Raw genomic sequence first — 10,257 nt, 5'->3', positions numbered from 1 at the left:
CTTCGAGCCCGGCGCCCGGCCCGACCGCCGCGACGAGCCGCGCCATGCCGGCCTTCGACCGGATGCCCGGCCCCCGCGCCGCGAGCGGGCGCCCGATCCCGATTCGCCCTTCGCCAAGCTCGCCGCCCTGAAGGCGCAGCTGGAATCCGGCGAAGGCGGCAAGCGCTGAGGCACAGCCGGTCTGCATGAAGGAAGGGCGGCAGCGGCTGGACAAGTGGCTGTGGTTCGCGCGGTTCGCGAAGTCCCGCGCGCTCGCCGCCCGCCTCGTGGAAGACGGCCACGTCCGCCTCAACGGGACGCGGACCACCTTGCCGGCCAAGGGGCTGGCCGTCGGCGACGTGCTGACGGTCGCCGCCGCCCACGCCACTCTCATCCTGCGGGTCCTGGACCTCGGGACGCATCGCGGCTCGGCCCCGGTCGCCCGGCTGCTCTACGCGGACCTCGCCGCCGGGGGCGACGAGGCTCCGGCCCCTCTCTCTGTAGAGCCCGGCCCGCCCCTGGAATCATTGTAGACAAGCCACAGTCCCGTGCGGCGGCCAGGTTGCGGCATGGCTGCGCTTGTCAGCCCCTTTGGCAGGGGCTAGAGCCCTTCCCATCCAAGGGCCGCCTACGAGGGCCCGTCGACACGCAAGCCGAACGCGCCTTCGCCCGCCCGCGAGACCGTTCGAGCCCCCGGCGGCCGCGGATGCGGCCAGCGCGGATCGAGGACGAAAATCGCACCATGACCTACGTCGTCACCGACAATTGCATCAAGTGCAAGTACATGGACTGCGTGGAAGTCTGCCCGGTGGACTGCTTCTACGAAGGCGAGAACATGCTCGTCATCCACCCCGACGAGTGCATCGATTGCGGCGTCTGCGAGCCGGAATGCCCGGCCGAGGCGATCAAGCCGGACACCGAGCCGAACCTCGAGACCTGGCTCAAGGTCAACGCCGACTACGCCAAGGACTGGCCGAACATCACCCAGAAGAAGGACGCGCCCGGCGACGCCAAGGATTGGGACGGCGTGGCCGGCAAGTTCGAGGCCCACTTCTCCGCCGCCCCCGGCACCGGCGACTGAACAAGCCGGCACGATCCCGCGTATCGACGCGGCGGCTGGCCTTCGGGTTGCCTTGCGTTTGCCTCGCCGGCCCGCGGCCGGCCCCAGCGAACCCGTGCATAACGCGCTCCGGATGGTCCCGAACCGTCCGGGGTGCGTCGCGCTGCTTTGATTCGACCGTTGATTTGTGATAGACAATCCTTCTGCCGTCGCTTGCGCCTGAAGTGCCGCCTGCCGCGTTCCAAAACGCGAAACCCGGATCACCCGGGATCACAGGATGCACGCGCTCGACCGCTGGAGGCGTTGCCTTCGGCGGTTGTTCTATCATGGGCTGCGCACGGCTCGCCTGGGAGCCTCCGCCTGCCCGACCTGTCTGGTCGGCGGCGTCGGTCGGGCGTCGGAAGCCGGGTGTCCCGTCCCGGAAGACATGGTCACGCGGGTGCTTGCAACCCCCCGCGCTTTGTTCTGGAGGCCCTTCTCGCATGACAACAGCCAAGAAGCCGACGACGGGCCGCCAGGGATTCAAGACCGGCGAGGCGGTGGTCTATCCCGCCCACGGCGTCGGCCGCATCACCGCGATCGAAGAGCAGGAGATCGCCGGCTACAAGCTCGAGCTGTTCGTCGTCTCCTTCGAGAAGGACAAGATGGTCCTGCGCGTCCCCACCGCGAAGGCCAACAGCGTCGGCATGCGCAAGCTCGCCGAGCCGGAGCTGGTGAAGAAGGCCCTCGACGTGCTGACCGGCCGCGCCCGCGTCAAGCGGACGATGTGGTCGCGCCGCGCCCAGGAATACGAGGCCAAGATCAATTCCGGCGACCTGCTTTCGGTCACCGAGGTGGTGCGCGACCTGTTCCGCTCCGAGGCCCAGCCCGAGCAGTCCTACAGCGAGCGCCAGCTCTACGAGGCCGCCCTCGACCGGATCGTGCGTGAGATCTCGACCGTCAACCGCATTACCGAGACCGAGGCGCTCAAGCTCATCGACCAGAGCCTGCAGAAGTCGCCCCGCCGCGGCAAGGCCGAGGCGGAAGCCGAGACCGACGTCGACGAGGCCATCCAGGAAGAGGCCGCCTGAGGGCGCGCCGACCCGGCCGGACCCTTTCCGGCCCTTCCATCGTCGACCGAGCCCGGTGCGCCAGCGCCGGGCTTTTTCTTTGGGCCGGCCCCCAAAGCGCATGTCGGCTGGAGCCGTCCGGCAACACCCGCTCGCGGAATCGTGCGCGCCGCGGAACCGGGCATCGCGCGCCCTGTTGCATCGCCGCGGAACCATCGCCTTCACCTTCCCGTTGTCCGGTGCCTTGCGTGGATGCCCGGATCGTACCGGTGAGTCCGCAGGACGCGGTCGAGGCCGCAGAAGCGCTTGGAAGAAAGAGGCAGGCGGAATGGCGGAAATCGCGGGAATTCGTCGGCAGTTCATTCGCACCGCGATGGAAGCGCCGTTCCTCCAGCGGGACGAGGAACGTGGCCTTGCGGTGAGCTGGAAGGACGACCGCGACGAGCGCGCCCTGCACAAGCTGATCTCCGCGCATATGCGCCTCGTGATCGCGCTGGCCGGGCGCTTCCGCCACTATGGGTTGCCGATGGCCGATCTCGTCCAAGAGGGCCATGTCGGTCTGATGGAGGCCGCGGCCCGGTTCGAGCCGGAGCGCGAGGTGCGATTCTCGACCTACGCCACCTGGTGGATCCGCGCCTCGATCCAGGACTACATCTTGCGCAATTGGTCGATCGTCCGCGGCGGCACGAGTTCCGCCCAGAAGGCGTTGTTCTTCAACCTGCGCCGCCTGCGCGCCCGATTGATGCAATCGACCGAGGAGCGTGTCGGCGACGAGATCCACCGTCGCATCGCCACCGCCATCGGCGTGTCGCGCGAGGACGTGGCGCTGATGGACGCCCGGCTTTCCGGTCCCGACATGTCGCTCAACGCCTCGGTCGGCGAGGAAAGCGAAGCTTCGTCCGAGCGCATGGACTTCCTTGTCGACGGTGCGGCCCTGCCCGACGAGACCGTCACAGCCACGGTCGACGGCGAGCGCCGCCACCTTTGGCTGCAGCAGGCTCTCACCGTCCTGTCCGAGCGCGAGCTGCGCATCCTGCGCGAGCGCCGGCTCGCCGAGGACCAGGCCACCCTGGAGGCGCTGGGCCACCGCCTCGGCATCTCCAAGGAGCGCGTCCGCCAGATCGAGAACCGCGCGTTGGAAAAGCTTCGCCGGGCGCTCGCGGATCGCTTTCCGCAGACGACGGGTGGGGCTTACGCGGGCTGAGGTTCGCATCGGCTCAGATGAAAAAGGCTCGACCGGGAGGTCGGGCCTTTTTCGTTTGCTGTAGGCCCATTCACCAAGATGTCGGCTGGCGCCTATCGAGACCGTGGGTGGACCGATCACCGTGCCTCCCCCTCGCCCCGCTTGCGGGGAGAGGGGAAGGTGTCCGCTCTACTTCGGTGCCGTCGTCGAACCCGTCGCCTCGGCTGCGCCCGGCTTGATGCTCCACAGCTCGGTCGGCAGGGCCGCCGGCGCGTCCGGCTTGTAGAAGGCCGAATCCTGGATGTGCGAGGTGGTGAACAGGATGGTGCCGTCCGGTGCCTCGGCGAAGGTGTCGGGCCAGCGCATGCGCGAGTCCTGGACCAGCACCGTCGGCGTCCCGCCCTTGGCCGTGAGGTCGCGCACCTTCACCGCGTTCTCCTCCGGCGCGGTGACGTACATCCGGCCGTCGTGGCGGCTGATGATCAGGCCGTCGGCGGGGCCGTTCTCGCCTACCGTCTCGACCTTGCCCGAGAGGCTCTTGTCGGTGAGCGCGCTCGGCACGACGGACGACGTCAGCCAGCCGGTGAGCGCGTCGGTTGGCAGGCTGTAGAGCGTCTTGCCCTTGATCGCCTGCCAGTAGAGCGTCTTGCCGTCGGGCGAGAGCGCGAGGCCGTCGGCGGCGAACTCGACGCCGCGTCCGTCGGGGCGGCGCAGCGGCTTGCCGTCGTAACTCACCGTCACGCTCTTGTCGGGCATGGTGGTCGGATCGCCGTCGAGAAGGCGGCGCGCCTTGCCGCTGTCGAGGTCGACCACCACCAGGGCGCCGCTCGCGCCGGAATCGGTGAGGTAGGCGGTCTTGCCGTCGGGGGAGAAGCGCACGTCGTTCAGGTAGGAGCCCTGCGGCGCCACCGCCTCGTCGAAGGCGATGGTGCGCGCCGGCTTGTTGGTCTTCAGATCGATCTCGACGAGCTTCGGCCCGTCCTTGACCACGGCCGCCATCGCCGGCGCCGCCGGGTCGAGCACCCAGAGGTTGCCCTTCGGGTCGGCGACGACGCTCTGCACGCAGACCCAATGGTTGCGGGCATCCACCTGGTCCTTCTTAGCGTTGCGCCATCCGTTCCATTCGGCGTCGGGGAACGGCGTCAGCGTGCCGTCCTTCAGCTCCGCGACCGAGACGGCGGTGTCCTCGGTCCAGCGCGGGAAGTTCACGAAGATCCGCCCGTCCTTCGAGACGGTGACGCCGGTCACCTGATGCTCGAAGCTCGCCACCTTGGTCAGACCCGGCGCGGCGCCCTTCTGCGGTGCGGGCATGTCCTGCGCGACGGCGGGGCCGGCGAGCGCGCTTCCGGCGAGCAACGCTCCGCCGAGCAGCAGGCGTGCGCGGAAGCCGGCACGCGTGCCGGCGATCGTCATGGTCATGGGGAGCCTTTTTCGGGCGGCGGGAACGCCGCGTCGGCCCGTCAACGCGGCGCCGGCCCGCCAAGGTTCATCGACCGGGCGTCGCAGCTCGGCGCAGGTCGGCTGGCTCAGCGCAAGTCGGCTGGCTCAGCGCAAGTCGGCGCCTGCCGGTCCGGCGGTGGCGGCGAGCGCCCGCGCCATCCGCTCGATCCGCTCGGCGGCCTTCGAGACGCCGTCGGCGACGCGGGCCGACTGGTCCGCCTGCGCCGCGCCCGCGGCGGCCGTCTCCGCCCGCAGGCGTTCGGCCTCGGCTTCCGCCACCGAGAGCCGGCGCTTCAGCTCGGAGACCTCGTCGGCGATGGTCAGCGCCGCCATCACCTGGAGGCGCATGTCGCCGATCTCGCCGAAGGCCTTGCGCATGTCGGCGACCCGCGCGCCGAGGTCGGCGGCGAGCGCGGACAAATGCGCCTCCTCGCCGTCGCCGCAGGCCATGCGGTAGCTCTTGCCGTCGATGGTGACGCTGATCTGGGGCATGCGGGCTTCGGAACGGACGCGGGCGGTCGGGTCGACGGAGGATTGGGCGCGCGCCAACCGCCTCCGGTCAAGGGTCCGGGCGGCCGAGCACGCCTTCCACGGTGCCGATCGCCCGCTCCAGCCGGCGGCCGACCGTGTCCGCGACGGTCTCGACCTCGGCGAGCCGGGCGCTCGCCGCGTCGAGGGCGGCGGCGAGCCGGGCGCGGTCCTCGGCCATGATCGCGCGCTCCGCCTCGACGTCGGCGGGGTTCGCCTCCGCCTCGAGCCGGCGCGCGACGGCGGCCTCGAGCTGCAGCAACGCCGCATCGAGCCTGCGCAGGGCGTCCCCGGCCGAGTCGTGCCCGGCCGAGTCGTGCCCGGCCGAGTCGTGCCCGGCGGAGTCGGGCCCGGCAGCGTCGTCGCCGGGCGGATCGGTCGGGGGGCTGGCGGGCTCGCTCATGGTCGAGGGCAGGTTTCCCCTAAGCCGCAGCGGATTTCCAGCCGATTCCGACCGCACGCCCAGGCAAATCCGCGTCGGGACGATCCCGCCCGGTCAGGCCGTCCGGATTGTCAGGGCTTGCGCGCGCACAGCCACCGCGTGCACTTTGACAGCCCGAGGCACCATGTTAGAGACCCGCCGCACGCGCAGGGCCTGTCCTCGCGCGCATCCTCTGCCCGGATATCCGACCCGTGCCAGTCCCGAGGCCCTCGCCCGCGTCGTCCGTCTCACGGATGGTCCCCGGCGACCCGTGCCCGGTCCTCGCGTCGGTTCATCCCAGGTTCAATTCGGCGGTTCATAGAGCCGGCCGCAGCACCGGACGGCCGACGCGCCGCCCCGGTATCATCGAGCGGCGCCCGCTAGGTGGCGCCCCATCTCGGGAAGGAGTCACGCCGTGACGGTGAAGGTTGCCATCAACGGGTTCGGGCGCATCGGCCGCAACGTGCTGCGCGCGATCCACGAGGCCGGCCGCAAGGACATCGAGGTCGTGGCGATCAACGACCTCGGGCCGGTCGAGACCAACGCGCACCTGCTGCGCTTCGACTCGATCCACGGCCGGTTCAACGCCAAGGTCGTGGTCGACGGCGACTACATCGTCGTCGACGGCAACCGCATCCGCGTCACCGCCGTGCGCAACCCGGCCGAGCTGCCGCACCGCGAGCTCGGCGTCGACATCGCGCTCGAATGCACCGGCATCTTCACCTCGAAGGACAAGGCCAAGGCCCACCTCGACGCCGGCGCCAAGCGCGTCATCGTCTCGGCGCCCGCCGACGGCGCCGACCTGACGGTCGTCTACGGCGTGAACCACGACCAGCTCACCGCCGACCACCACGTGATCTCGAACGCCTCGTGCACCACGAACTGCCTGGTGCCGGTGGCGAAGGTCCTCAACGACCTCGTCGGGATCGAGCGCGGCTTCATGACCACGATCCACTCCTACACCAACGACCAGCCCTCGCTGGACCAGATGCACAAGGACCTCTATCGGGCCCGCGCCGCCGCGCTCTCGATGATCCCGACCTCGACCGGCGCCGCCAAGGCCGTCGGCCTCGTGCTGCCCGAGTTGAAGGGCAAGCTAGACGGGACCTCGATCCGCGTGCCGACGCCGAACGTCTCGGCGGTCGACCTCGTATTCACCGCCAAGCGCGCCACCTCCGTCGAGGAGATCAACGCGGCGATCGTGGCGGCGGCCGACGGCCCGCTCAAGGGCGTGCTGGCCTACACCGACCAGCCCAACGTCTCGATCGACTTCAACCACGACCCGCACTCCTCGACCTTCCACCTCGACCAGACCAAGGTCATGGACGGCACCTTCGTCCGCATCCTCGCCTGGTACGACAACGAGTGGGGCTTCTCGAACCGCATGGCCGACACGGCAGTGGCGATGGCCAAGCTGATCTGACGCGTTGATCTGATCCGTTCACCCGGCCGGCTCGCGGGCGCCACCCGCGGGCCGGCGGTTTCGCGACCAAGCCCGGCTCCACGAGGCGCCGGGCCGCCTTCCGAACCGCAGACGAGCAAGGGTCCGACACGCATGACCGACGCCCCCAAGACCGCGACCGGACAGGACTTCATCCCGGCGGCGACCACGCCCGTGGAAACCAGCGGCGTGGAGGCGAAGCCCGCGATTCCCGGCGCCTCCGTGGCGACGCCGATCGCCGCCAACCAGCTGTTCGACCAGCTCGCCCGGATCGAGGACAAGACCTCGCGCATCGAGGACAAGTACGCCCGCTCCGAGTCTCTGCTGACCCGCGTCGAGGACAAGGTCGAGGGCGCCTCGAACCGCATGAACGAGGCCGCCCGCCAGTCCGACCTCGCCGCGCTCCGCTCCGAGATGCGCGGCCTGACCGAGCGCACGCGGCGCCTGCCCGGCACCGGCGCCCTGGTGCTCACCGCGATCATCACCGCCGTGCTCACCGTGGTGCTGATGGTCGCCGTGCAGCGGCTCAACCTCGACAGCCTGCTGCCGCCGCGGGCGAACGCCACCGCGCCTGCGGCCCAAGCCCCCGCCACGTCGTCCGCCACGTCGCCCGCGCGCTGACCCGACACCGACAGAGCAGGACCGCATGACCGCCTTCCGCACCCTCGACGATTCCGGCTCGCTGGCGGGCAAGCGGGTCCTGCTCCGCGTCGACCTCAACGTCCCGATGGAGGGCGGCCGCGTCACCGACGCGACCCGGATCGAGCGCGTGGTGCCGACGATCCGCGAGATCGCCGGGCAAGGCGGCAAGGTGGTGCTGCTCGCCCATTTCGGCCGGCCGAAGGGCAAGCGCGATCCCAAGGATTCGCTAGCCCCCGTCGTCGCCACCCTGTCCGACAAGCTCGGAAGCGCCGTCGCCTTCGCCGAGGATTGCGTCGGCCCCGCCGCGTCGGCGGCGATCGCGGCGATGAAGGACGGCGACGTGCTGCTCCTCGAGAACACCCGCTACCATGCCGGCGAGGAGACGAACGACGCAGCCTTCGCCGACGCGCTCGCCGCCAACGGCGACGTCTACGTCAACGAGGCGTTCTCGGCCGCCCACCGGGCGCACGCCTCGACGGAGGGCCTCGCCCACCGCCTGCCGGCCTATGCCGGCCGCCTGATGCAGGCCGAGCTCGACGCCCTGACCAAGGGCCTCGAAGCCCCGGCCCGCCCGGTGATCGCTCTAGTCGGCGGCGCCAAGGTCTCCTCGAAGATCGACCTGCTCGAGAACCTCGTCGCCAAGGTCGACATGCTGGTGATCGGCGGCGGCATGGCCAACACCTTCCTGCACGCGCAGGGCAAGCCCGTCGGCAAGTCGCTGTGCGAGAAGGACCTCGCCGAGACCGCCCTGCGCATCATCGCCGCGGCCGAGGCCGCCAAGTGCCGGATCATCCTGCCGGTCGACGCCGTCGTCGCCTCCGAGTTCAAGGCGAACGCGGCCCACGAGACCGTCTCGGTCGACGCGGTGCCCGAGGGCGGCATGATCCTCGACGCCGGGCCGAAATCCGTCGCCCTGATCGACGCGGCGATCGACGAGGCCGCGACGCTGGTGTGGAACGGCCCGCTCGGCGCCTTCGAGCTGACGCCGTTCGATGCCGCCACCGTGGCGGCCGCCCGGCACGCGGCCGAGCGCACGGCGTCTGGCAAGCTCGTCTCGGTCGCCGGCGGGGGCGATACGGTGGCCGCGCTGAACCATGCGGGCGTCTCGGAGACCTTCTCCTACATCTCGACCGCCGGGGGCGCCTTCCTCGAATGGCTGGAGGGCAAGACGCTTCCGGGCGTCGAGGCCCTGCGCGCCAAGAGCTGAGTTTCAACAGCCGACTTTTCCGGCGATTTTCGCGCCGTCCCGCACGATCCATCCGGGCCGCGGCGGCGTTCTCCCCACAGACCCGACCAGACCTAAGACGGAGCACGGACGATGGCGCGGATCACGTTGAGGCAGCTTCTCGATCACGCCGCCGAGTACGGCTACGGCGTGCCGGCCTTCAACATGAACAACATGGAGCAGGGGCTCGCCATCATGGCGGCCGCCGACGCCACCGATTCCCCGGTGATCCTGCAGGCGAGCAAGGGCGCGCGCGCCTACGCCAACGACATCGTGCTGGCCAAGCTGATCGACGGCCTCGTCGAGATCTATCCGCACATCCCCGTCTGCATGCACCTCGACCACGGCAGCGACGAGGCTACCTGCGCCACCGCGATCCAGTACGGCTTCACCTCGGTGATGATGGACGGGTCGCTGAAGGCCGACGGCAAGACGCCGGCCGACTACGCCTACAACGTCGGCATCACCCACAAGGTCTCGGAGATGGCGCACTGGGCCGGCGTCTCGGTGGAGGGCGAGCTCGGCGTGCTCGGCTCGCTCGAGAGCGGCGAGGGCGAGGCCGAGGACGGCCACGGTTTCGAAGGCACGCTCTCGCACGACCAGCTGCTCACCGACCCGGAAGAAGCGGTGAAGTTCGTGCAGGCGACCAAGGTCGACGCGCTGGCGGTGGCGATGGGCACCAGCCACGGCGCCTACAAGTTCACCCGCCAGCCCGACGGCGACGTGCTCGCGATGAACGTGATCGAGGAGATCCATCGGCGCCTGCCGACGACCCACCTCGTCATGCACGGCTCGTCCTCGGTGCCGCAGGATCTGCAGGACATCATCAACCAGTACGGCGGCCAGATGAAGCCGACCTGGGGCGTGCCGGTGGCCGAGATCCAGCGCGGGATCAAGCACGGCGTGCGCAAGATCAACATCGACACCGACAACCGCATGGCGCTGACCGGCCAGATCCGGAAGGTGCTCGCCGAGAACCCGGCCGAGTTCGATCCGCGCAAGTACCTCAAGCCCGCCATGGAGGCGATGACCAAGCTGTGCAAGCAGCGCTTCGAGGAGTTCGGCACCGCCGGCCAGGGCTCGAAGATCCGCCCGATCTCGGTCTCCGCCATGGCCAAGCGCTACGCCAACGGCTCCCTCGACCCGAAGATCACCGCGGACTGAGGCGGCGCCTTCGATCTGGGCGGTAAGGGAAAGCCCCCTTTTACCGCCCCGACACCGTCATTCCAGGGCGCCGTGAGGCGCGCCCGGAATCCAGAGCCGCCGACGGTGCATTCTCGATCACGACC

Annotated in this window: 11 protein-coding genes; 8 read left to right on the top strand and 3 right to left on the bottom strand. The window is 70.0% G+C overall.

Annotation, left to right across the window (positions count from 1 at the left end; all coding sequences use genetic code 11):
* Positions 1 to 185: 185 nt before the first annotated feature.
* The 4 genes from FV229_RS02295 to FV229_RS02280 all read left to right on the top strand — a co-directional run bounded on the left by FV229_RS02295 (position 186) and on the right by FV229_RS02280 (position 3,292).
* Positions 186 to 512: an RNA-binding S4 domain-containing protein gene (locus FV229_RS02295; RefSeq protein ID WP_147750384.1), complete on the top strand. Its 327-nt coding sequence runs from the start codon at positions 186 to 188 to the stop codon at positions 510 to 512.
* A gap of 209 nt (positions 513 to 721) precedes the next feature.
* Positions 722 to 1,060 (top strand): ferredoxin FdxA, encoded by a 339-nt coding sequence (gene fdxA, locus FV229_RS02290; RefSeq protein ID WP_147750383.1) that lies wholly within the window; start codon positions 722 to 724, stop codon positions 1,058 to 1,060.
* A gap of 461 nt (positions 1,061 to 1,521) precedes the next feature.
* A complete protein-coding gene (locus FV229_RS02285; protein WP_147750382.1) occupies positions 1,522 to 2,109 on the top strand; it encodes a CarD family transcriptional regulator in 588 nt (195 codons plus the stop codon).
* Between the two features lie 307 nt (positions 2,110 to 2,416).
* Complete coding sequence (locus FV229_RS02280; RefSeq protein ID WP_147750392.1) at positions 2,417 to 3,292, top strand: RNA polymerase factor sigma-32; 876 nt, start codon at positions 2,417 to 2,419, stop codon at positions 3,290 to 3,292.
* Positions 3,293 to 3,460: 168 nt separating this feature from the next.
* Here the strand turns inward: FV229_RS02280 and FV229_RS02275 are convergent, their stop codons facing one another.
* The 3 genes from FV229_RS02275 to FV229_RS02265 all read right to left on the bottom strand — a co-directional run bounded on the left by FV229_RS02275 (position 3,461) and on the right by FV229_RS02265 (position 5,642).
* On the bottom strand, positions 3,461 to 4,582 hold the full coding sequence (locus tag FV229_RS02275; protein WP_147750391.1) for an L-dopachrome tautomerase-related protein: 1,122 nt from the start codon (positions 4,580 to 4,582) through the stop codon (positions 3,461 to 3,463).
* Between the two features lie 234 nt (positions 4,583 to 4,816).
* Entirely contained in the window at positions 4,817 to 5,203 is a 387-nt protein-coding gene (gene zapA, locus FV229_RS02270) for a cell division protein ZapA (protein ID WP_147750381.1), read from the bottom strand.
* Positions 5,204 to 5,270: 67 nt separating this feature from the next.
* Positions 5,271 to 5,642 (bottom strand): DUF4164 family protein, encoded by a 372-nt coding sequence (locus FV229_RS02265; RefSeq protein WP_147750380.1) that lies wholly within the window; start codon positions 5,640 to 5,642, stop codon positions 5,271 to 5,273.
* Between the two features lie 433 nt (positions 5,643 to 6,075).
* On the opposite strand from FV229_RS02265, the gene gap reads away from it, so the two are divergent.
* From gap to fba, 4 genes are all read left to right on the top strand, one after another.
* Entirely contained in the window at positions 6,076 to 7,083 is a 1,008-nt protein-coding gene (gene gap, locus FV229_RS02260) for a type I glyceraldehyde-3-phosphate dehydrogenase (protein ID WP_147750379.1), read from the top strand.
* A gap of 132 nt (positions 7,084 to 7,215) precedes the next feature.
* Positions 7,216 to 7,722, top strand: coding sequence for a hypothetical protein (locus FV229_RS02255; protein ID WP_246688017.1), 507 nt, complete (start codon positions 7,216 to 7,218; stop codon positions 7,720 to 7,722).
* Positions 7,723 to 7,747: 25 nt separating this feature from the next.
* Positions 7,748 to 8,950, top strand: coding sequence for a phosphoglycerate kinase (locus FV229_RS02250; RefSeq protein ID WP_147750378.1), 1,203 nt, complete (start codon positions 7,748 to 7,750; stop codon positions 8,948 to 8,950).
* 111 nt (positions 8,951 to 9,061) lie between these two features.
* Positions 9,062 to 10,132, top strand: coding sequence for a class II fructose-bisphosphate aldolase (gene fba / locus FV229_RS02245; RefSeq protein WP_147750377.1), 1,071 nt, complete (start codon positions 9,062 to 9,064; stop codon positions 10,130 to 10,132).
* Positions 10,133 to 10,257: the final 125 nt, after the last annotated feature.

The organism is Methylobacterium sp. WL120 (assembly GCF_008039465.1).
In the GTDB taxonomy this organism is placed as follows: domain Bacteria; phylum Pseudomonadota; class Alphaproteobacteria; order Rhizobiales; family Beijerinckiaceae; genus Methylobacterium; species Methylobacterium cerastii.
Note: the sequence above shows the minus strand (reverse complement) of the source record. Positions and strands in the feature narration are given on the sequence as shown.

Excerpts from the sequence above, each read along its gene's own strand:
- FV229_RS02285 (WP_147750382.1), top strand. The coding sequence starts at position 1,522 with ATGACAACAGCCAAGAAGCCGACGACGGGCCGCCAGGGATTCAAGACC.
- FV229_RS02255 (WP_246688017.1), top strand. The coding sequence starts at position 7,216 with ATGACCGACGCCCCCAAGACCGCGACCGGACAGGACTTCATCCCGGCG.
- fdxA (WP_147750383.1), top strand. The coding sequence starts at position 722 with ATGACCTACGTCGTCACCGACAATTGCATCAAGTGCAAGTACATGGAC.
- FV229_RS02250 (WP_147750378.1), top strand. The coding sequence starts at position 7,748 with ATGACCGCCTTCCGCACCCTCGACGATTCCGGCTCGCTGGCGGGCAAG.
- FV229_RS02280 (WP_147750392.1), top strand. The coding sequence starts at position 2,417 with ATGGCGGAAATCGCGGGAATTCGTCGGCAGTTCATTCGCACCGCGATG.
- FV229_RS02295 (WP_147750384.1), top strand. The coding sequence starts at position 186 with ATGAAGGAAGGGCGGCAGCGGCTGGACAAGTGGCTGTGGTTCGCGCGG.
- FV229_RS02275 (WP_147750391.1), bottom strand. The coding sequence starts at position 4,582 with ATGCCCGCACCGCAGAAGGGCGCCGCGCCGGGTCTGACCAAGGTGGCG.
- fba (WP_147750377.1), top strand. The coding sequence starts at position 9,062 with ATGGCGCGGATCACGTTGAGGCAGCTTCTCGATCACGCCGCCGAGTAC.
- FV229_RS02265 (WP_147750380.1), bottom strand. The coding sequence starts at position 5,642 with ATGAGCGAGCCCGCCAGCCCCCCGACCGATCCGCCCGGCGACGACGCT.
- zapA (WP_147750381.1), bottom strand. The coding sequence starts at position 5,203 with ATGCCCCAGATCAGCGTCACCATCGACGGCAAGAGCTACCGCATGGCC.